The organism is Arthrobacter sp. P2b (assembly GCF_900168295.1).
In the GTDB taxonomy this organism is placed as follows: Bacteria; Actinomycetota; Actinomycetes; order Actinomycetales; family Micrococcaceae; genus Arthrobacter.
Map to the genome: position 1 here is coordinate 213,463 of NZ_FVZL01000006.1, position 20,244 is coordinate 233,706.

Annotated in this window: 18 protein-coding genes; 7 read left to right on the forward strand and 11 right to left on the reverse strand. The window is 68.0% G+C overall.

What is annotated here, in order from left to right:
* The first annotated feature begins 141 nt into the window (after window positions 1-141).
* Entirely contained in the window at window positions 142-1,059 is a 918-nt protein-coding gene (locus B5520_RS12570) for a DMT family transporter (protein ID WP_079597432.1), read from the forward strand.
* Here the strand turns inward: B5520_RS12570 and B5520_RS12575 are convergent.
* Window positions 999-1,379, reverse strand: a complete 381-nt coding sequence (locus tag B5520_RS12575) for a hypothetical protein (RefSeq protein WP_079597395.1) — start codon at window positions 1,377-1,379, stop codon at window positions 999-1,001. The genes B5520_RS12570 and B5520_RS12575 overlap by 61 nt on opposite strands.
* A gap of 53 nt (window positions 1,380-1,432) precedes the next feature.
* Here B5520_RS12575 and B5520_RS12580 point away from each other — a divergent pair, with 53 nt between their 5' ends.
* The gene (locus B5520_RS12580) at window positions 1,433-2,671 is read left to right on the forward strand and encodes a class I SAM-dependent methyltransferase (RefSeq protein WP_079597396.1); all 1,239 of its coding nucleotides are present in this window, start codon (window positions 1,433-1,435) and stop codon (window positions 2,669-2,671) included.
* A gap of 5 nt (window positions 2,672-2,676) precedes the next feature.
* On the opposite strand, the gene B5520_RS12585 is transcribed toward B5520_RS12580, so the two are convergent.
* Entirely contained in the window at window positions 2,677-3,495 is an 819-nt protein-coding gene (locus tag B5520_RS12585; protein WP_303048427.1) for a shikimate 5-dehydrogenase, read from the reverse strand.
* 88 nt (window positions 3,496-3,583) lie between these two features.
* Window positions 3,584-5,017 carry a glycoside hydrolase family 3 protein gene (locus B5520_RS12590; protein ID WP_079597398.1) on the reverse strand — a complete coding sequence of 478 codons (1,434 nt, stop codon included), beginning with the start codon at window positions 5,015-5,017 and terminating at the stop codon, window positions 3,584-3,586.
* 386 nt (window positions 5,018-5,403) lie between these two features.
* Between B5520_RS12590 and B5520_RS12600 the strand changes: the two genes are divergently transcribed.
* Window positions 5,404-6,555, forward strand: a complete 1,152-nt coding sequence (locus B5520_RS12600; protein WP_079597400.1) for a glutamate--cysteine ligase — start codon at window positions 5,404-5,406, stop codon at window positions 6,553-6,555.
* 109 nt (window positions 6,556-6,664) lie between these two features.
* On the opposite strand, the gene tsaD is transcribed toward B5520_RS12600, so the two are convergent.
* The 6 genes from tsaD to B5520_RS12630 all read right to left on the reverse strand — a co-directional run bounded on the left by tsaD (window position 6,665) and on the right by B5520_RS12630 (window position 12,119).
* The gene (tsaD, locus tag B5520_RS12605) at window positions 6,665-7,753 is read right to left on the reverse strand and encodes a tRNA (adenosine(37)-N6)-threonylcarbamoyltransferase complex transferase subunit TsaD (RefSeq protein WP_079597401.1); all 1,089 of its coding nucleotides are present in this window, start codon (window positions 7,751-7,753) and stop codon (window positions 6,665-6,667) included.
* Window positions 7,750-8,256: a ribosomal protein S18-alanine N-acetyltransferase gene (gene rimI, locus B5520_RS12610; RefSeq protein ID WP_104443486.1), complete on the reverse strand. Its 507-nt coding sequence runs from the start codon at window positions 8,254-8,256 to the stop codon at window positions 7,750-7,752. Before rimI ends, tsaD begins: the two co-directional genes overlap by 4 nt.
* Window positions 8,253-8,924, reverse strand: a complete 672-nt coding sequence (gene tsaB / locus B5520_RS12615; protein WP_079597402.1) for a tRNA (adenosine(37)-N6)-threonylcarbamoyltransferase complex dimerization subunit type 1 TsaB — start codon at window positions 8,922-8,924, stop codon at window positions 8,253-8,255. The genes rimI and tsaB overlap by 4 nt, the downstream gene beginning before the upstream one ends.
* A complete protein-coding gene (gene tsaE, locus B5520_RS12620) occupies window positions 8,924-9,658 on the reverse strand; it encodes a tRNA (adenosine(37)-N6)-threonylcarbamoyltransferase complex ATPase subunit type 1 TsaE (RefSeq protein WP_079597403.1) in 735 nt (244 codons plus the stop codon). The genes tsaB and tsaE overlap by 1 nt, the downstream gene beginning before the upstream one ends.
* The gene (gene alr / locus B5520_RS12625) at window positions 9,655-10,878 is read right to left on the reverse strand and encodes an alanine racemase (RefSeq protein ID WP_079597404.1); all 1,224 of its coding nucleotides are present in this window, start codon (window positions 10,876-10,878) and stop codon (window positions 9,655-9,657) included. Before alr ends, tsaE begins: the two co-directional genes overlap by 4 nt.
* Before the next feature lie 149 nt (window positions 10,879-11,027).
* A complete protein-coding gene (locus tag B5520_RS12630; RefSeq protein ID WP_079597434.1) occupies window positions 11,028-12,119 on the reverse strand; it encodes a carbohydrate kinase family protein in 1,092 nt (363 codons plus the stop codon).
* 91 nt (window positions 12,120-12,210) lie between these two features.
* Between B5520_RS12630 and B5520_RS12635 the strand changes: the two genes are divergently transcribed.
* The 4 genes from B5520_RS12635 (at window position 12,211) to B5520_RS12650 (ending at window position 17,791) form a co-directional block, all read left to right on the forward strand.
* Window positions 12,211-13,635: a family 4 glycosyl hydrolase gene (locus B5520_RS12635; RefSeq protein WP_079597405.1), complete on the forward strand. Its 1,425-nt coding sequence runs from the start codon at window positions 12,211-12,213 to the stop codon at window positions 13,633-13,635.
* A 74-nt stretch (window positions 13,636-13,709) separates the two neighbouring features.
* Complete coding sequence (mshA, locus tag B5520_RS12640) at window positions 13,710-14,975, forward strand: D-inositol-3-phosphate glycosyltransferase (protein WP_079597406.1); 1,266 nt, start codon at window positions 13,710-13,712, stop codon at window positions 14,973-14,975.
* 95 nt (window positions 14,976-15,070) lie between these two features.
* Entirely contained in the window at window positions 15,071-16,747 is a 1,677-nt protein-coding gene (locus B5520_RS12645; protein WP_079597407.1) for a formate--tetrahydrofolate ligase, read from the forward strand.
* A 339-nt stretch (window positions 16,748-17,086) separates the two neighbouring features.
* Window positions 17,087-17,791 carry an endonuclease domain-containing protein gene (locus tag B5520_RS12650; RefSeq protein WP_368483726.1) on the forward strand — a complete coding sequence of 235 codons (705 nt, stop codon included), beginning with the start codon at window positions 17,087-17,089 and terminating at the stop codon, window positions 17,789-17,791.
* Between the two features lie 78 nt (window positions 17,792-17,869).
* Here the strand turns inward: B5520_RS12650 and B5520_RS12655 are convergent, their stop codons facing one another.
* Both B5520_RS12655 and mgrA read right to left on the reverse strand, forming a co-directional pair.
* Window positions 17,870-18,955: an inositol-3-phosphate synthase gene (locus tag B5520_RS12655; protein WP_079597409.1), complete on the reverse strand. Its 1,086-nt coding sequence runs from the start codon at window positions 18,953-18,955 to the stop codon at window positions 17,870-17,872.
* A 158-nt stretch (window positions 18,956-19,113) separates the two neighbouring features.
* On the reverse strand, window positions 19,114-20,154 hold the full coding sequence (gene mgrA, locus B5520_RS12660) for an L-glyceraldehyde 3-phosphate reductase (protein WP_079597410.1): 1,041 nt from the start codon (window positions 20,152-20,154) through the stop codon (window positions 19,114-19,116).
* Window positions 20,155-20,244: the final 90 nt, after the last annotated feature.

The following is a 20,244-nucleotide window of genomic DNA, read 5'->3' on the forward strand; positions in this document are numbered from 1 at the left end:
CAGCCTGGCTGGCAGCTCTTCATGTGTTAGCACCCTCCTAGGGAGAGTGCTAATGAAGACTCTATGTGCGGGTTAGCACTCGGTCAAGGCGAGTGCCAGCGTTTCGTCATCCGCGTACACGGCGGCGTGTACATTGAAGCGGTGCGAGCCGCCGTATACCTGATCCTTGCGAACCTGTTCTGGGCCGGAAACTTCGTGGTGGGCCAAGCCGCGATGCAGACCATGGAGCCGTTGCAGCTGACCTTCTGGCGTTGGGCCCTGGCCGCGGTGCCGCTGCTCCTGCTGGCGCAGGCCGTTGACCGGCCGGACTGGCCCGCCGTGCTGCGCCGCTGGCCGGTACTGCTGCTGCTGAGCGCTCTGGGCATGAGCGGCTACACCCTGCTGCTGTACAGCGCACTGCAGCACACGTCGGCCCTGAACGCTTCCCTGGTGACGGCCGCCAACCCGGCCCTGATCATGGTGCTCGCCGTGGTCCTGCTCAAGGACCGGCCGCGCCCGGTGAGCTGGCTGGGCATCGCACTGGGCCTGGCCGGCGTGCTGATGGTTTTGACAGGCGGCGATGTGTCCCGCCTGCTGACCTTTTCCATCAACACCGGAGAGCTGCTGATCGTGGCAGCCATCACCGTCTGGGGTTTCTACACGATCATCGCCAGGCGGCTTGCCCTCCCCGCGATCACCGCAACGGCCGTGCAGGTGGCAATGGCTGCAGTGGTCCTGGCACCCATCGCGGCAGCAACCGGGGCCGGGCTGCCGTCCACTCCGGCCGAAGGCTGGTCCCTGGCGTTCATCGCCCTGTTCCCCTCGCTGGGCTCCTACCTGCTGTGGAACCTGGCACTCAAGCGGACTTCTGCGGCCAACGCCGGCAACTACCTGAACCTGATCGCCGTCTTCACCGCCATCATCACCGTGCTGCTGGGCCAGCCCATCACCGCGGCACAGGTGCTGGGCGGAATCCTGGTGATATCCGGGGTCCTGCTGACCAGCGCCGGCCAGCGGCCTCAGCGTCCCAGGTCGTCAAAGTCCACGTCCTCGCCGCCGTCGGAATCCCGCCTCCCCTGATTCCTGCCGCGGTAGAGCACCACGGCCGCGACGGCGGCAGCGAGCAGGGACGCCACCAGGAACACGATGCTTCCCGCCCGTGCACCGGCATACAACCCGCGGATGTCGCTGGCTTCCTGGGTGTCGTCCTCAATGTCGTTGCCCCCCACGGAATAGACGGTGGCGTTGAAGGTATCCAGGAAGAAAATGATCACCAGCAGCGCGATGCACACCACTGCCACCAGGGAAGCCGCGATGAGGGCGGGACGAGCGTACCTGGCGGGACCCCGGTCCGTGGGTTGCTGTTCTCCGGACTGCTGGGGGCCTGCGCTGTCTTCCATGCTTTCAACACTATCGGCATAGCGCCGGGCCCTCCTCCACTAGGCTGGAACCCATGCCCCACGCTCCCCAGGACAAGATCGCACCGCTGCTCACCCCGGAAGGCTGGGAGCTGCTGGCGTCCCTGGGCCCCTACCAGGAGGACTCCTCCTTCGAGCTCAATTCGGCCCTCCGGAAGGCCGGCCACTCCCCCGACCTTGTCTCCGCCGTCCTGACCCAGTCCAGGCTCCGCACCAAGGCCGAAGCTAAATTCGGGGAGTTTTCCCGGCAGATGCTCTTCACCCAGGCAGGCCTGGAACAGGCCACCCGCCTGAACGTGGCCGCCCGGCACGCGCAGCGGTTTGCCGGCGCGGGGGTCAGCCATGTGGCAGACCTGGGCTGCGGGCTGGGCGCCGATTCGCTCGCCCTGGCGTCCCTTGACGTGACCGTTACCGCCGTCGAAATGGATGAGACCACGGCGGCCTGCGCCACCGTGAACCTCATCCCGTTCCCGAACGCCACGGTGGTTCATGCGGACGCGACCGCGGTTCCGCTGGACGGCATCGACGGCGTTTGGCTGGACCCCGCCCGCCGGGTCACCTCCACCTCGGGCACCAAGCGCATCTGGGATCCAGAAGCCTTTTCGCCGCCGCTGTCCTTCGTCGAAGCCCTGGCCGCGTCCGGCAAGGCCGTGGGGGTGAAGATGGGGCCCGGCATGCCGCATGACTCCGTCCCGCACAACTGCGAGGCACAGTGGGTCTCGGTGGCCGGCGACGTCACCGAGGTGGCACTGTGGTTCAACGCCGTGCGGCGGCCCGGAGTCCGCCGCGCAGCCCTGGTGCTTGGGCCCAGCGGCGCCGCCGAGCTGACCAGCGGCGAGGACTTCGGGGCCGGGCCGGAAGCGCCGATGGGTCCCGTGGAAGGCTACCTGTACGAACCCGACGGCGCGGTCATCCGCGCAGGGCTCGTTGCCGACGTCGCGCTTGGGCTCGGGGGCCACCTGGTAGACGAGCACATCGCCTACATCTGCGCCCCCGCCCTCGTGGACACCCCGTTCGCGCGGGCCTACAAGGTGCTGGACGTGATGCCGTACAACGTCAAGGCGCTCAAGGCGTGGGTGAAGGCCGAAGGCATCACGGTGCTGGACATCAAGAAACGCGGCACCGCCGTCACGCCCGAGGAACTCCGGAAGCAGCTCCTGCCCGGCGGGAAAAACCCTGCGAAAAAGGGCGGCACCAAAACGGCCACCCTGGTCCTCACCCGCATCGGGGAGGACCGGGTGGCCATCGTGGTGGAACCCGTTACTTCGGTGTAACGCCGTTACTGCGCCCGCATGAACTCCTCGGCCGCTAGCACCTGCCCAGGGCTTGGCCGCACTCCGGTGTACAGGACGAACTGTTCCAGTGCCTGGATGGTGGCCACCTCCGCTCCGGTGATCACCGGCTTTCCGGCGGCGCGGGCGGCCCGGATCAGCGGGGTCTCGGCGGGCAGCGCCACCACGTCGAAAACGAGCCGCGCGGCGTCAATGGCCTCGGCCGGGAAGGACAGCGCGTCCGCTTCCGCCCCGCCGGCCATCCCCACGGGGGTGACGTTGATGATCATGTCCGCCGTGCCGCCGTCGAGCGCTGCACGCCACCGGAACCCGTACTGCCCGGCAAGCGCCCGCCCTGTCGCTTCATTCCGTGCGATCACCGTGACGTCGGTGAACCCGGCATCCCGCAGCGCCGCCACGGTGGCCTTGGCCATGCCGCCCGCACCCTGGACCAGGACCGAGTAGCCGGTGGGCACCGAGTTGGTGGCAAGCAGCTGTTCGATGGCGGTGTAGTCCGTGTTGTACGCCTTGAGGTGGCCGTCGGTGTTGACGATCGTGTTCACGGAATCGATGGCCTTGGCGGAGGGGTCCATCTCATCCACCAGCGCGATGACGTCTTCCTTGTAGGGCATGGAGATGGCGCACCCGCGGATGCCCAGCCCGCGGACTCCGGCAATGGCCTGCTCCAGGTTGGTGGGGGCAAACGCCTTGTAGATCCAGTTGAGCTCCAGCTGTTCGTACAGGTGGTTGTGGAACCTGGTCCCGTTGTTGCTGGGACGGGCCGAGAGCGAGATGCAGAGGGTCATGTCTTTATTCAGAATGGGCACCCGACCATTAAACCCGCACTCCCCCAACTGGGTAGCGCCAACTGTCGTTTTCAGCCGCCAGAACGACAGTTGGCGCTACTTACTTGGGTCAGGGGCAGCCGGTGCCTGCGGGGACGCTTCCGACGGCGGCAGGCAGCTTCCCGGGTGCCGTCGCCTTGCCTGCCAGCACGGCCGCGAGCGCGTCGAAGGCAGCGTCGGTGCGGCCGTACAGCGCAAGCCTGACCGGCGCCGGCGAACCCTGCAACGGCCAGGGGGCGTCCAGGGCCACCTCGATGTCCCCTCCAGCGGGACGCCCGCCGAATCCGATCAGGTTCACCAGCGGCCCTGAGCCCAGGGCGAGGCCGGCGCGGGCGGCGGCCGCCTCGAACCGTTCCCGGTCTCCGGGCCCGCCGCCGGCCACCCGGACCGCTCCGGGAACCAGTGGCCCGGTGCACGGCCCGGAGACAACGGTGACGGCGGAGGCCGAGACCCGGGCGGACACGGCGGCGCTGCTGCCTGCGGGGATACCAGCCGCGGGACCCCTCCTGCCCTGCCAGACCATCATGGTGGCCACCCGCCGGGCGGCCTCGTCCAGCCTTTCCGGGGGCAGGCTTCCGGACTTGACGGCCCCCACGATGGCAACATGCGATTGTGACACGTCGGCTGGCATCAGCAGCAGGTCCGCGCCCGCCTGGAGCGCCATCACCGCAGCAGACCCGCTGGGGTACTGCTTGGCCACGGCGCCCATGTTCAGCGCATCCGTCACCGCCACGCCCTTGAATCCCAGGCCGCGCAAGGCGGCATACGTGGGGGCAGAGAGCGACGCCGGGACGCCGGGTTCCAGCGCCGGCACGGCAATGTGCCCGGTCATCACCATGGGTGTCCCGGCGGCGATGGCGGCCTGGAACGGTTTCCAGTCCCTGCCGCGGAGTTCCTCGACGCCGGCCGGCTGCACCGGCAGGCTGAGGTGGGAGTCGGCCGTCACTGATCCGTGGCCCGGGAAGTGCTTAACGACCGGAAGGACTCCTGCCGCGAGCATGCCCTGGGAGAACGCCACCCCGTGCACAGCAACGGCGGCGGGGTCCGCGGACATGGCCCGCGCCCCGATGGTGGGGTCCTTGGGCCCCATGGTGACGTCCGTGTCCGGTGCAAAGTCGGTGTTGAAGCCAAGCGGCACCAGCTCACCGGCCAGGCCCTGCCCCGCCTCCCGGGTGAGGGCCTCATTACCGGCCGCGCCGTAGCTCATGGGAGCGGGCCACTCCGTCAGCGGCGTACCCAGGCGCGCTACAAGGCCGCCTTCCTGGTCCACCGCAATCATGCCGGGCCAGGGCTCGCCGTCCGCAACGGTGGCCTGCGCCAGCCGTTGGTTGACCGCGGCCATGCCGGCCGCGTCCACCCTTCCCTGTGGGTCCCGCGGAACGTTGTCTCCCATGATGATGGATCCGGCAAGGTGCAGCCGCTCGATGGTGGCCGCGTGGGCCTCCACGTCCTTGCCCGTGAAAAACGGCAGCAGGACCTGCCCTGCTTTTTCCTCGGTTGTCATGCCGGCCACGGCCGCCGCGGCGGCGTCCTGGTCCCGCTGGAGCGGGCCCCAGCCCAGGGGCCGGGAACCCGGATCGGGTGAGGGGGACGCGGCGGTGGGGGACGGCGTCGTACGCGGTGTTGGGGTGGGCGATGCGGACGGTGAAGGTGCCGCGGTGGCAGCGGGCGACGACGGCCCGGGCGCCGGGGCGGGGGTGCAGGAGGCGAGGGCCAGGGCGGATACTGCCGCGAGGAGGGGGAAGGTTTTGTGGGTACTGTCACGCAGGTGTTGGAACGGGACCATCAATACGATGCTACCCCTGCACTAGACTTGAACCACCCGTTCGCCTGCCGGCAGCAGCCCGTGAGCGGCGTCAGCCAGCGGCAAACCGGACAGTAAGGAAACGCGTGAAGATTGACTTCGCTTCATCGAGGCAATCAACCCTTGGTGTTGAATGGGAGCTCGCGCTGGTGGACGGCAGCACCGGTGAGCTCGCCTCTGTAGCCAACGAAGTGCTCCGCGGCGTAGCCTCCCGCCATCCGGAATTGAACGAGGACGACGAACACCCGCACATCAAGCAGGAACTGCTGCTGAACACGGTGGAGCTGGTCACGGGCATCTGTGAAACGGCCGCCGAAGCCAAGGAGGACCTGAGCCGGTCCCTGGCCGCCGTCCGGGAGATCACGGACCCGATGGGCGTGGAACTCTTTTGCGCGGGCAGCCACCCGTTCAGCCCGCCGCAGCTGCAGCCGGTGACGGACAAGGCCCGCTACGCGAAGCTGATCGACCGCACCCAGTGGTGGGGCCGGCAGATGGTGATTTACGGCGTGCACGTGCACGTGGGGCTGGACCGGCGGGAGAAGGCCCTCCCGGTATTGGACGGGCTGGTCAACTACTTCCCGCACTTCCAGGCGCTCTCCGCGTCCAGCCCGTTCTGGGGCGGCGAGGACACCGGCTACGCCTCGCAGCGCGCCCTGATGTTCCAGCAGCTGCCCACGGCCGGCCTGCCGTTCCAGTTCCAGTCCTGGGCTGAATACGAGTCCTACGTCCAGGACATGTTCACCACCGGCGTGATCGACACCCTGTCCGAAATCCGCTGGGACATCCGGCCGGTCCCGAACCTGGGCACCATCGAAATGCGCATCTGCGACGGCCTGGCCACCCTGGAGGAAGTGGGCGCCATCGCCGCGCTCACCCAGTGCCTCGTGGACGAATTCTCCACCACCCTGGACAACGGCGGCACCATCCCCACCATGCCGCCCTGGCACATCCAGGAGAACAAGTGGCGGGCCGCCCGCTACGGCATGGACGCCATCATCATCCTCGACGCCGCGGGCAAGGAACAGCTGGTGACGGACCACCTGCTGGAGACCCTGAACCGGCTGGAGCCTGTGGCGGCCAAGCTGGGCTGCGCCGACGAACTCGCCGACGTGGAGAAGATCATCCGCCGCGGGGCCGGGTACCAGCGCCAGCGGAAGGTGGCCGCCGAGCACGGCGGGGACCTCCAGGCCGTGGTGCTGGACCTCGTCAAGCAGATGCGGAACGGCCCCACCGCCTGATCCCCCGGCCGTAACGGGGCACTTCGGCACGGACACGCCGGCCGCCGTCGTGATTCACGACGGCGGCGCCCCCAAAGTGCCCCGCGACGGATCGCCGGGCCAGCAGGCTTCAGGCGGGGAGCGATACCGAGGTGACCGGCATGGACGAGTCCGGCGCGAAGCCGATTCCGCTCGGTGCCACTCCGGCCATCACCAGCTGCGCGCCCAGAGCGGCCACCATAGCGCCGTTGTCCGTGCACAGGTCCAGGGGCGGCACGTGGAGCCGGATGCCGGCCGAGGCGCAGCGCTGGCCGGTCAGTTCACGCAGGCGTGAGTTGGCCGCAACGCCCCCGCCCAGCAGGACGTCCTTGATGCCGTGCTCCCGGCAGGCCAGGACGGCCTTGGAGGAGATGATGTCCACCACGGCTTCCTGGAATGCGGCGGCAATGTCGGCCACCGGGATGTCCTCGCCCCGGGCCTCGAACTGCTCCACGCACCGGGCCACGGCGGTCTTCAGTCCGCTGAAAGACCAGTCGTAGCGGTGCTTGCCCGGCTCCTCGGCCGTGCCCATGTACTTGGGCTGGCTGAGGCCTCGGGGGAAGCGGATGGACTTCGGGTTGCCGGTGCGGGCCACCTTGTCGATGGCCGGTCCGCCGGGGTAGCCCAGGCCCAGGATGCGGGCCACCTTGTCGTAGGCCTCCCCCGCGGCGTCGTCGATGGTGGAGCCCAGCAGCACGACGTCGTCGGTGATGCTGTTGATCCTGAGGATTTCGGTGTGTCCGCCGGATACCAGCAGGGCGCCCAGGTTTTCCGGGAGCTGCGGGGCCTCGTTGCCGTTACTCTCCAGCAGCCCCACGCCCACGTGCGCCACCAGGTGGTTGATGGCGTACAGCGGCTTTCCGGTGGCCACCGCCAGTGCCTTGGCGGCGCAGACTCCCACCATCAGTGCGCCGGCGAGTCCGGGGCCGGAGGTGACGGCGATGGCGTCCACCTCGTCCAGGCTGACGCCGGCGTCGGACAATGCCTGCTCCAGTGTGGGTACGAACGCGTCCAGGTGGGCCCTGGAGGCGATCTCCGGGATGACGCCGCCGAAGCGGACGTGCTCGTCCATGGATGAGGACACGGTGTTGGTCAGGAGCGTGGTCCCGCGAACGATGCCAACGCCGGTCTCGTCGCAGGATGATTCAATGCCCAGGACCAGTGGCTGGGAACGGTTCATCGCTGGCCTCCTTCACGTGTTTCCTCGTCGCCGGTGAGCTGGAGCCTCATGATCAGGGCATCGACGCCGTCGCGGTAGTACCGGGGGCGGACGTGGATCTGCTCGAACCCGAAGCGCAGGTACAGACGTTGCGCCCGCGGGTTGTCCGCGCGGACTTCGAGGAGGAGGTCCGCGGCGTACCGGCGCCGGGCTTCATCGATGAGGGCGGTCAGCAGCGTGCTGCCGATCCCCCGGCCCTCGTAGTCAGGGACGACGGCGATCGTCTGGACGTCCGCGATGGGTTCGATGCACATCAGGCCGGCGTACCCCACAATGCCGTCGGCGCTTTCGGCCACGAGGTAGCGCCGGGTGTCCGGCTGGGCCAGCTCATTCAGGAACATCTGCAGGGGCCAGGCGTCGATGGGGAACAGTTTTTGCTCAAGGACGCTGACGGCGGTTACGTCGTCGAGGGTCATGTCCCGCACGGTAATTCCTGCAGTCCGGAGATCCGGGGTGGTGCTCACAGTGCCCTCTTCCTCGGTCCGGGGACCTGCGCATCGGATTCGCGCAGGTACAGCGGGGTGGAATCCAGGAGGCCGTTGCCGGAGGCCAGCCGGGCCAGCGCGAACTGGCCCAGGTAAAGCGCGTCCGGCTGCTCCTGGGCGAATTCGGGATCTGCGCGCAACGTGTCGGCGTAGAGCCCGGCGCCGGCCCCAAAGGCGGGAAGGTCCGGCAGGTCCGCCGCGAAGCCGACGTGGGGACCGTCCTCGAGCCGGGGCAGCTTCCCCTCGGCAAGGCTGTAGCGGGCCCAGTAGACCTCCTTGCGCCGCGCGTCGGTCACCACCAAAAATTCGGGGACGGCGGCGGTGGACTCAGCCACTTCCAGGGCCACGGCGTCCAGGCTCATCAGGCCGTGAAGGGGCTTGCCCCATACAAAGGACAGGGTGCGCGCCGTTGCAATTCCGGACCGCAGGCCGGTGAACGGGCCGGGCCCCACGCCCACCACCAGGGCGTCGATGTCCTGTCCGGTGACGCCGGCCTCGGCAAGCATCTCCGCGATGCCCGGAGCCAGCACTTCGGCATGGCTGCGGGTGTCCTCGGTGGAGAAGCTGGCAACCACGCCTTCCAGCGCGTCATCCGAAACCAGCGCTGCGCTGGCAACGGCGGAGGTGTCAATGGCGAGGATCAGCATCAGTCTTTCCCTTCCGGGGCGCCGGGCTCTGCTGTCCCGATTTCCGGAGTTCCCGGTTCCGGGGTTCCCAGTTCCGGGGTTCCCGGTTCCGGGGTTCCCAGTTCCGGGGCGGCCGGCCAGCGCGGACCGTACCCGCGCATCACGATGGTGCGGGGCTCGTCGGTGTCTTCCGTATCGAAGTCCAGGGTTCCCGCTCCGTTGCCGGAGGACGTGCCGGCACCGCCGTCGCCCAGAGCAGAGTCGCCCAGTCCAACGGCGCCCAATCGAGCGTCGCCCAATCCAGTGGCGTTGAGTCCGATGGCACGGTGCAGGTCGATTTCGAGCCGGCTGTCGCTCAGGTGCTCCACCCGGTCATGTCCCCATTCGACCACCGTCACGGAGGAGTCCATGGTGTTCTCCAGGTCGATGTCGTCGATCTCGGCGGCCGAGCCCAGGCGGTAGGCGTCCACGTGCACCAGGTCGGGGCCGCCGGGGCGCGGACCGTCGGGCAGGTTGGGATGGATGCGGACCAGGACGAACGTCGGCGAAATGATTCCGGCACGGACGCCGAGCCCCTCCCCCAGCCCCTGGGTGAAGGTGGTTTTCCCGGCCCCCAGCTCGCCGGACAGCACCAGCAGGTCCCCGGCTTCAAGCACCCCTGCGAGGGCGGCGCCAAACGCGTGGGTCTGGTCCGCCGTCGTCGCCGTGAAGGTCTTTTCCCAGTTGGGCACGGCCGGCGGTTCGAAGGCGTTCACGCGGCTCCCTCCGTCGTGTGGAGGGCGGCGGACACGTCCTGTTCGTTGACGAAGCGGCGCGGAACCCGGGGACTGATGCGGGTGACGATCTCGTAGTTGATGGTCCCGGCGGCGCGCGCCCAGTCATCGGCGGTAGGGCCGCCGTCGTCCCCGTTCCCGAACAGCTCGGCCTCGGCACCCAGCAGCCCGGCGCCGGCAGGACCGGCGTCGCCAAGGTCGATCACCATCTGGTCCATGGCGATCCGGCCCACCACGGGGTACGTCCGGCCGGCCACCCGGACGGGGCCACCGGTTGCGATGCGCGGCACGCCGTCGGCGTAGCCCATGGGGATGAGGGCCAGGGTGTTGCGGCCGCTGGTGTGGTAGCGGAGGCCGTAGGACACGCCTTGCCCGTCCGGCACCTCCTTGCATTGGGACACCAGGGTCCGGAGCGTCATGGCGGGGCGGAGCCCGAGCTCCGCGGAGGTCTGGCCGTCAAAGGGCGAGAGCCCGTAAATGCCCAGGCCTGCGCGGACCAGGTCGAAGTGGGTGTCCGGCCGGGAGAGCGTGGCGGGGGTGTTGGCCAGGTGCCGGACTTCCGGGTCCACACCGGCGTCTTCGGCAACAGCCAGGGCTTCGCGGAATGCCGCCAGCTGCTGGTCGGTTTCGGGCCGCTCCGGCTCATCCGCGACGGCCAGATGCGAGAAGATGCCCACCACGCGCAGCAGCCCCTGGTCCTGGTACTCCATGGCTTCGCCCACCAGGTGGTCCCAGGTATCGAGGGTGGCGCCGTTGCGTCCCAGGCCGGTGTCCACTTTCAGGTGGATGCGGGCGGGGCGCTCCTGCTCCCGGGCTGCCGCCACGATGCGTTCGAGTTCCCACCCCGAGCAGCCGATGTCGACGCCGGCGGCCACCGCGGCCCCGAAGTTGCTGTCCACGGTGTGCAGCCAGGCGAGCAGTGGCGCGTCGATGCCGGCGGCCCGCAATGCAAGGGCTTCGGAGATGTGCGCAACGCCCAGCCAGGCGGCGCCGGCTTCGATTGCTGCCCGCGCCACGGGAACGGCGCCGTGCCCGTAGGCATCGGCCTTGACGACGGCCATGACTTTCGCCGGGGACGCGGCGGCGGCGAGCCGGCGGACGTTGTGGCGGATGGCCTCAAGGTCGATCACGGCGGACCGCTCGTGGCGGGGGTCCTGTCCGGGGGCAGCGCTGAATTCACCGGTTGTTGCGGGGTAAGTCACCTTAGTGATTCTAGTGCTGGCACTTCTTGCCGAATAATCACGGCCGGGCAGGCGGGATTCCGGAACAGGCGGCTGGCCTGAGGCCGTCGCCGAGGGCGCCTCCTGACTGGGATGCTGCCCCGGGCGGCACGGCGCGGCACGTACGTCGGTCAGGCGTCCGAAAGGTGCGCGATGGTCGCAGCCGCCCTGCGCTGCGCCGCCAGCGGGACGTCCTGGATGATCTCCGCGAGGAACCCGAAGCGCCGCAACCACTGGCTCATCTGCCGTTCGGGGCGGGCGTTGGCGCGTTTCCACCAGTCGGCGATGTCCCCCCAGCCGGGGGCCGCTAGCGATCCTCCCACCTCCTGCACGGCCAGCGAGGCGCACAGGTTGGCAAAGCGCAGCCTGTTGCCCAGCGGCCAGCCGGCCAGGCTGCCCACAATGAATGCGGCGTCGAAGCAGTCACCGGCTCCGGTGGGATCGAACGCCTTCACAGGTAGGGACGGCACCCACTCCTCCTCCCCCGTCTCCGAATCCACCGCCATGGCGCCCTGCGGCCCGAGTGTCACCACGGCCACCGGGACCCGGTCCGCCAGCGCGTACAGGGCGCTCCACGCATCGTCCTTGCCGGTGAAGGCCATGGCCTCGCGCTGGTTGGGCAGGAACGCGTGGAAGTACTGTAGGTTCTCGAGCCGGACGGGCGCCCATTCCCCGGTGGGGTCCCAGCCGACGTCGCCGAACAACTTCACCCCTGCCTTGTGCGCCGCCTTCGCCCAGGGCTCCACCTCAACCCCCACTTCCGCAATGCCGGCGAGCGCCGGAGGAGGGTTGCCGATCAGTTCCGAGGAGGTCACCGGAGCGGCGTGCCCGTGGGTCACCATGGACCGGTCCTTTTCCACGCAGAGCGAGACGGTTACCGGTGAGTGCCAGCCGGGGACGCGGCGGGACAGGCTGAGGTCCACGTGTTCCTGGCTGGAGAGGATTTTCCAGTTGAAGTCGCCGTAGCCGTCGTCACCAAACGCGGCTGCCAGGCCGGTCCGGAGTCCCAGGCGGGCGGCGGCGATTGCCTGGTTGGCCACGCCGCCGGGGCAGCTGCCCATGCCGTCGCTCCAGATTTCGGTGCCGGGCTCCGGGCTGTGGGGAAGACCTGTGAAAATGATGTCCTGGAACACCGTTCCGGCCAGGAGGAGGTCAAACCCGGGTTCGGAGGGCGAGCGGACGCCGGCCAGTGGGTCGAAAGGCCGGGCTGGGATCGCTTCCATGTCCGGCACGATACGCCCTGCCGCGGACATCCGATAGTGGACGCCCTGCTTTGCGCCAGGGACAAGCCAATCCGGGCCTAGACTGCTGGTTATGCGGCTTCTGATTGCCGGCGGCGGGGGTTTCCGGGTGCCGCTCATCTACCGGGCACTGGTCTCGGGACGCTTTGCCGGCCTGGCCACAGAACTGGTGCTGTACGACGTCGACCCCGCCCGCCTCGACGCCGTCACCGCCGTGCTGCGGAGCATGCCCGCCGGACCGGGTGCGCCTCTTCCGGTCCGCGCCTCCACCAGCCTTCCGGACGCCCTCGCAGGAACGCAGATGGTGTTCGCCGCCATCCGCCCCGGCGGCACCGCCGGCCGGGTGGCAGATGAACGGGTGGCCCAGGACCTCGGGCTGCTGGGTCAGGAAACCACTGGGGCCGGGGGCATCTCCTACGCACTGCGGACCATCCCGCGCATGCTGGAACTTGCCCGGCTGATGAAGGACCACTGTCCCGAGGCGTGGCTGATCAACTTCACCAATCCGGCCGGCATGGTCACCGAGGCGCTGCTTCCCGTGCTGGGCCGCCGGGCCATCGGCATCTGCGACTCGGCGGGCGGCCTGGTGTACCGCGCCGCGCATGCGGCCGGATTGGCGCTGCCTGAGGGACGGCTCGACGGCGTGGGCTACTACGGGCTGAACCACCTGGGCTGGCTCTACCGGCTGGAGTCCGCCGGGCGGGACGTGCTTCCGGACCTGCTCGCCGACCCCCGCGCCCTGCAGTCCTTTGAGGAAGGAAGGTTGTTCCCGCAGCCCTTCCTGGCGAGCCTTGGCGCGCTGCCCAACGAGTACCTGTACTACTACTACCGTGCAGGGGAAGCACGGCAGGCAATGCAGGCGATGGCCAGCACCCGCGGGGAGACCATCCACAGCCAGCAACAGGAGCTGTATCCGCGGCTGGCCGCTGCCGGTGGGGATGCGTTCCGCCTATGGGAGGAGGCACGGCGGTCCCGTGAGGAAGGCTACCTGGCCGAGGCCCGGGCCGAAGGCGAACACCGGGACGAGGACGATCTGGCCGGCGGCGGCTATGAACGCGTCGCACTGGCCGCGATGAGCGCCCTTTCCCGGGGAGGCACCACGCAGTTGATCCTCAACACCCGAAACTCCCTGCCCGAGGCAGCCGACCCCGCCGCGGCTGAAGCAGCCGAACCCCGGGCCGCCATCCCCGGGCTGCCGGCGGACGCCGTCGTCGAACTTCCCTGCACGGTAACCCCCGACGGCGCGCTGCCGCTGCCCCAGCAGGCACCGCCGGAATCGAAGCGTGAGCTGCTTAACCGGGTCAAGGACGTCGAACGGCTCACGGTCCGGGCCGCCACGGACGGCAACCGGGATGCCGCCCTGCAGGCCTTCGCCCGCCATCCGCTGGTGGACTCGGCGGACCTGGCCGGACAGCTCCTGGCCGGTTACGAGCACGCTTTCCCTGCCCTGCGGGAGCTGTGGGCGGGGCCAGGAGTTAACACACATCGGCCAGCGTGAGGGGAGGGAGTAGTGTTTTATCGAATGCGCACTGAACCGGCGGCCACTCGCGCCGGCGGCCGGAAGGAGGTCCCGTGGCATTGATCCGCAGGGTCGCTTTGCTCTCCCTCCACACCTCCCCCATGGAGCAGCCCGGGTCCGGTGATGCGGGCGGGATGAACGTCTACATCCGGGAACTGGCGTCCGCCTTGGCCGAGGCGGGCGTGGAAGTCGAGATCTTCACCCGCGCCACCTCGGCCGGCCAGCCCGCCGTCGAACATCCCGACCCCGGGGTCTGCGTGCACAACGTCCTGGCCGGCCCGCCAAAAAAGATTCCCAAGGAAGAGCTTCCCGGCCTGCTGCACAGCATGGTGGCCGAGATTGAACAGATCCGCCGGCGGCAGCCGCACGGCCGTTACGACGTCATCCATTCGCACTATTGGGTGTCCGGGATCGCCGGCCTGGAGCTGTCCGAACTGTGGGGCGTCCCGCTGGTGCATACCATGCACACCATGGCGAAGGTCAAGAACCTGCTGCTGGAGTCCGGCGAGCAACCCGAGCCGCGGCGGCGCGAGCTCGGCGAGCACCGCATCGTGGACGGCGCGGAGCGGCTGATCGCGAACACCAGCTCGGAGGCAGCGGAACTGGTGTCGCACTACGGAGCCACGTACGACCGCATCGACATCGCCCCGCCGGGTGTGGACCTCAGTACGTTCACGCCGGCGTTCCGGACCAGGTCCAGGGCCGAGCGCGGCGTTGCGCCGGGCACATTCCATCTGCTGTTCGCGGGGCGCATCCAGCGGCTGAAAGGTCCCCAGATTCTGGTCAAAGCAGCCGCCCTGCTCCGGCGCCGGCGGCCGGATATCGATCTCCGGCTCACCATTTTGGGGTCGCTGAGCGGAAACAAGGAGTTCAACCTGCGGCGGCTGGTTGCCGAGGCGGAAATGGACGACGTCGTCACGCAGCTTCCGCCGGTGAAGGCACCGGAGCTTGCGGCCTGGTTCCGCGCGGCTGACGTTGTGGTGATGCCTTCCTTCAGCGAATCGTTCGGACTCGTGGCCCTCGAGGCCCAGGCCTGCGGCACCCCCGTGGTGGCCACCCGGGTGGGCGGACTGTCGCGGGCCATCTTCCACGGCCGGACCGGGCTGCTGGTCGACGGGCACCACGCCGCCGACTGGGCTGACGCACTCGAAGCCCTGTACGACGATCCCGCCACCCGCGAGGACATGGGACGCGCCGCCGCCATCCGTGCCCAGAACTCCGGCTGGGCCCGCACGGCCGCCATCACGCTCGAAAGCTACCATGCCGCCGTCGACCGCCACGTGGGGCCCCGGCTCGTCCCGGCCGTTCCCGCATCCTGATTTTTTCTTGCGGGTGCTGGTGCTCCGGGGCTGTTAGTTTTGGGGCAGGTGCTCCGGCAGGTTCGTGGCGCCAGCCGCTCCAGGAAAGGACAAGGATGTCTGATTTCCCTACCGACCTCGAGATCGCGCGCGCAGCCCGTATCCGGCCCATCGGGGAGATCGCTGCCGCTGCCGGGATCAATGCCGAAGCCGTTGAGCAGTACGGGCGGTTCAAGGCGAAGATCGATCCCGCCCGGCTGGACGCCCCGCCTCCCGCCGGGAAGGTAGTGCTGGTCTCGGCCATGTCCCCCACCCCGGCCGGTGAAGGGAAATCCACCACCACCGTTGGCCTTGCCGACTCGCTGGCCCGGGCCGGACACAGGGTGATGATCGCGCTCCGGGAGCCCTCGCTGGGCCCGGTCCTGGGCATGAAGGGCGGTGCCACCGGAGGCGGCTACTCGCAGGTGCTGCCGATGGACGAGATCAACCTCCACTTCACCGGCGATTTCCATGCCATCACGTCGGCCAACAATGCGCTGATGGCCCTGGTGGACAACCACATCTACCAGGGCAACCAGCTGAATATCGATCCCCGGCGCATGACGTTCAAGCGCGTCCTGGACATGAACGACAGGGCCCTGCGCGAGGTGGTCATCGGCCTTGGCGGGCCCACCCAGGGAGTCCCCCGGCAGGACGGCTTCGACATCACGGTTGCATCCGAAATCATGGCGGTGTTCTGCCTCGCCACGGACCTGGCCGACCTCCGGGAACGGCTGGGAAAGATCACGTTCGGGTACACGTTTGACCGCTCTCCCGTGACTGTTGCCGATCTTGGCGTCCAAGGTGCCCTGGCACTGCTGTTGAAGGAGGCCATCAAGCCCAACCTGGTGCAGACCATCGCGGGCACGCCGGCGTTGGTCCACGGCGGTCCGTTTGCGAACATCGCGCACGGCTGCAATTCCCTGATCGCTACGCAGACTGCGCGCCGGCTGGCGGACATCGTGGTGACCGAAGCCGGGTTCGGCGCTGATCTTGGTGCTGAAAAGTTCATGGACATCAAGGCCCGCGTTGGCGGCCTGGCGCCGTCCGCCGTCGTGGTGGTGGCCACGGTGCGGGCCCTGAAGATGCAGGGCGGGGTGGCCAAGGACCAGCTGACCCGGCCGGACCCGGCGGCCCTGGAGGCGGGGGTGGCGAACCTGCGCCGGCATGTGCGGAACGTGGAGAAGTTCGGCGTCACCCCGGTGGTTGCCATCAACCGGTTTTCCTCCGATACCCAGGAGGAGCTCGACTGGCTGCTGGCGTGGTGCGCCGCCGAGGGTGTTCCCGCCGCTGTTGCAGACGTCTGGGGGCGTGGTGGAGGCGGGGACGGGGGCGACGAACTGGCCGCGTTGGTTGCGCAGGCGGTGACCCGGCCCAGCAGTTTCCGGCACCTTTATTCGCTGGAACTGTCTGTGGAGGACAAGATCCGGACCATCGTGCAGGAGATCTACGGGGCGGACGGGGTGGATTTTTCGGTCCCGGCACTGAAGCGGCTGGCCGATATCGAGCGGAACGGCTGGGGCGGCATGCCGGTGTGCATGGCCAAGACCCAGTACTCCTTCACCGACGACGCCTCCCGGCTGGGCGCCCCCAAGGGTTTCACCATCCACGTGCGCGACCTGCTGCCCAAGACCGGAGCCGGGTTTATCGTGGCGCTGACCGGTGCTGTAATGACGATGCCCGGCCTACCCGCCGTCCCGGCCGCCCTGCGCATGGACGTGGACGACGCCGGCAACCCCGTAGGCCTCACCTAACCTAACCCCCGTTGCTCTATCAGTTAGAGCTCTTAAAACTGGGTTATACGAGCTCTAACTGATAGCGCATCGGGGGGTGTGGATAACTTCTGCGGGCCGCCCGAAGCCCGGGTGAGAATGTTGCGCATGCGCCCTTCGTCTCCCTTGCCGATAAACCTTGCTTCTGCCCCCTTCACAGTGCACGAGGCACGGGCAGCGAGTTTGAGCAGTGGGCGGCTCCGCTCATCGGACCTGGCTTCGGCCGGGCGTCTTCTCTACCTGCCCGCGGGCTGGGAGTTCGAGCTTGCCGGTTTAGCACGGGCGCTCAGCGCCGCTACTCCCGGAGCGTGGATTTCCCATGTGACGGCGGCAGTTCTGCTGGGCTTCTGGCTTCCTGCCCGGTTCCGGGACTGCCGCGATCTTCACCTGAGCAAACCCAAGGTCCTGCCTCCAGTACGCCGTCAAGGAGTGGTGGGGCACACGGTGTTGGCGTTCGAGGACGAAATAACCGTGTGGGAGGGAATTCGTATGTCAACGCCGGCGCGAACTTGGCTGGACCTTGCCCGTGTTGTCCCATTGGCGGATCTTGTGGCCGTCGGAGACCAGTTGGTCCGTCACCCCCGGCCCGGCCTGGAGCTGCGGACAGAGCCTTGGTCCAACCTTCCCGAGCTGCAACGGATGCTGACCCGGCACACGAAGCTGCAGGGCATTGTTAAGGCCCGCGCCGCCCTCGAACTGATTCGCCCCGGGGCGGACTCCGCCCCCGAGACATTCCTGCGGTTGGCGCTGACAGAGGCGGGGCTCCCCGAGCCCGAACTGCAGATCCGGATCGTCCCAGGAGACCCTTATTCGCCCGCAGCGGACATGGGGTACCGGCTGCAGCGGATTGCCATCCAGTACGACGGCGGCCATCACCTTACGCGGGAACAACAGTCCCGGGACAATCACCGGGATGAGCGTTTCCATTCAGCAGGGTGGCGATATTTCAAGTTCAACGCCGACGACCTGGCACAAGACTTCCGCAGGGCAGTCGGCAAGGTCCGGATGGCCCTGAAGCACGGTTAAACGAAAGATGCCCTATCACCCTTGGTTCCTAAACAAAGGTTTTGGGGACCAAAAGTGATAGGGCATCTGAGGGGGGGGTTAGCGCTCCAGGTCGCCGCGGATGAAAGCTTCGACCTTTTCGCGGGCGAGGTCGTCGTTGAACTGCTCCGGCGGGGACTTCATGAAGTAGCTCGAGGCGGACAGCAGCGGGCCGCCGATGCCGCGGTCCAGGCCGATCTTGGCGGCGCGGATGGCGTCGATGATCACGCCGGCGGAGTTGGGCGAGTCCCAGACTTCCAGCTTGTATTCGAGCGACACGGGGGCGTCGCCGAAGTTGCGGCCCTCGAGGCGGACGAAGGCCCACTTGCGGTCGTCGAGCCACTGGACGTAGTCGGACGGGCCGATGTGGACGTCCTTGGCGGCCAGTTCGGCCTCGACGTTGGAGGTGACGGCCTGGGTCTTTGAGATCTTCTTGGACTCGAGGCGGTCGCGCTCCAGCATGTTCTTGAAGTCCATGTTGCCGCCGACGTTCAGCTGGTACGTGCGGTCCAGGGTGACGCCGCGGTCTTCGAAGAGCTTTGCCATGACGCGGTGGGTGATGGTGGCGCCGATCTGGCTCTTGATGTCGTCGCCCACGATCGGGACACCGGCGGCGGTGAACTTGTCAGCCCACTCCTTGGTGCCGGCGATGAAGACGGGCAGGGCGTTGACGAAGGCCACGCCGGCGTCGATGGCGCACTGGGCGTAGAACTCGGCTGCTTCCTGGGAGCCAACGGGCAGGTAGCAGACCATGACGTCAACCTTGGCGTCCTTGAGGGCCTGCACCACGTCAACGGGTTCCTCGGTGGACTGCTCGATGGTCTCGAGGTAGTACTTGCCCAGGCCGTCCAGGGTGTGGCCGCGCTGGACGGTGACGCCGGTGGGCGGGACGTCGGCGATCTTGATGGTGTTGTTTTCGCTGGCCAGGATTGCGTCGGCGAGGTCGTTGCCGACCTTCTTGCCGTCCACATCGAATGCTGCGACGAACTCGACGTCACCCACGTGGTACTGGCCGAACTCAACGTGCATCAGGCCCGGGATGGTGGCCTTGGGGTCAGCGTCCTTGTAGTACTGGACGCCCTGGACCAGCGATGCGGCGCAGTTGCCTACGCCGACGATTGCGACACGGATCGGATGTGAAGACACGGAACTCCTTTAAAGACAAATGTCAGCCGGCCGGGTGCGTCGGGGAGAGTGCGACGGCGGCCGGCTGGTACGGCGCCGCGCGGCGCCTTTTCATAGTACCTAACAGAGCGGGACCGGGCTTTGTTCCGCCGGTCCCGCCCCGTAACGATTCCGGGCTGTCAGACGGGCTGCTTCCACAGGTTGATGTCCGATTCCACGGCGAATTCGTCGATGGACGCCAGCTCCTCGGACGTGAAGTCCAGGTTCTTGATGGCGGACAGCGTGTCCTCAAGCTGGCGGACGCTGGATGCGCCGATCAGCGCCGATGTCACAGGTGACCCCTTCGGCTGGGGACGCAGGATCCACGCGACGGCCATCTGCGCCAGCGACTGCCCACGGCCTTCGGCGATGGCGTGCAGCCCCCGGATCCGGGCGAGCTTGTCGTCGGTGATGGCTTCCTCGGAGAGGAACCGGGCCTTCGCGGCGCGCGAGTCGGTGGGGATGCCGTTGAGGTACCGGTCGGTGAGCATGCCCTGCGCCAGCGGCGAGAACGCGATGGAGCCGGCGCCCACCTGGTCCAGTGCCTCATACAGGTTGGGCGACCCGTCCTCCGTCCACCGGTTGAGCATGGAGTAGCTGGGCTGGTGGATGAGCAGCGGCGTCCCGAGTTCCTTCAGGATGCGGGCCGCCTCGATGGTCTGCTCCGGAGTGTAGGACGAGATGCCGGCATAGAGGGCCTTGCCGGAGCGGACGGCGTAATCCAGGGCGCCCATGGTTTCTTCCATCGGGGTTTCCGGATCCGGGCGGTGGCTGTAGAAGATGTCCACGTAGTCCAGGCCCATGCGCTGCAGGGACTGGTCCAGGCTGGAGATCAGGTACTTGCGGGAGCCCCATTCACCGTACGGGCCGGGCCACATGTAGTAGCCGGCCTTGGTGGAGATGATGAGTTCGTCGCGGTAAGGCTTGAAATCGTCCTGCAGGTGCCGGCCGAAGTTCGTCTCGGCCGAACCGTCCGGCGGGCCGTAGTTGTTGGCCAGGTCGAAGTGGTTCACGCCAAGGTCGAAGGCGCGGCGAAGAATGGCGCGCTGTTCATCGAAACGCTTGTCGTCGCCGAAGTTGTGCCATAGGCCCAAGGAGATGGCCGGAAGTTTCAGTCCGCTGCGGCCAACGCGGCGGTAGGGCATGGATTCGTAGCGGTCCTCCGCTGCAGAAAAAGTCATACGTTCCATCCTGCCAGTTGTGACCGGCACTACATTACAACGTGAGAGAAGTTACGCCGCGGGCTGACAATCGACCCGCGGCGCAACGTC

What these genes read in the sequence shown, in the direction of transcription:
- mgrA (WP_079597410.1), bottom strand. Translation starts at nt 20,154, where the DNA reads ATGACTTTTTCTGCAGCGGAGGACCGCTACGAATCCATGCCCTACCGC.
- tsaD (WP_079597401.1), bottom strand. Translation starts at nt 7,753, where the DNA reads ATGAACCGTTCCCAGCCACTGGTCCTGGGCATTGAATCATCCTGCGAC.
- B5520_RS12580 (WP_079597396.1), top strand. Translation starts at nt 1,433, where the DNA reads ATGCCCCACGCTCCCCAGGACAAGATCGCACCGCTGCTCACCCCGGAA.
- B5520_RS12575 (WP_079597395.1), bottom strand. Translation starts at nt 1,379, where the DNA reads ATGGAAGACAGCGCAGGCCCCCAGCAGTCCGGAGAACAGCAACCCACG.
- B5520_RS12630 (WP_079597434.1), bottom strand. Translation starts at nt 12,119, where the DNA reads ATGGAAGCGATCCCAGCCCGGCCTTTCGACCCACTGGCCGGCGTCCGC.
- B5520_RS12590 (WP_079597398.1), bottom strand. Translation starts at nt 5,017, where the DNA reads ATGACAACCGAGGAAAAAGCAGGGCAGGTCCTGCTGCCGTTTTTCACG.
- B5520_RS12645 (WP_079597407.1), top strand. Translation starts at nt 15,071, where the DNA reads ATGTCTGATTTCCCTACCGACCTCGAGATCGCGCGCGCAGCCCGTATC.
- tsaB (WP_079597402.1), bottom strand. Translation starts at nt 8,924, where the DNA reads ATGCTGATCCTCGCCATTGACACCTCCGCCGTTGCCAGCGCAGCGCTG.
- B5520_RS12635 (WP_079597405.1), top strand. Translation starts at nt 12,211, where the DNA reads ATGCGGCTTCTGATTGCCGGCGGCGGGGGTTTCCGGGTGCCGCTCATC.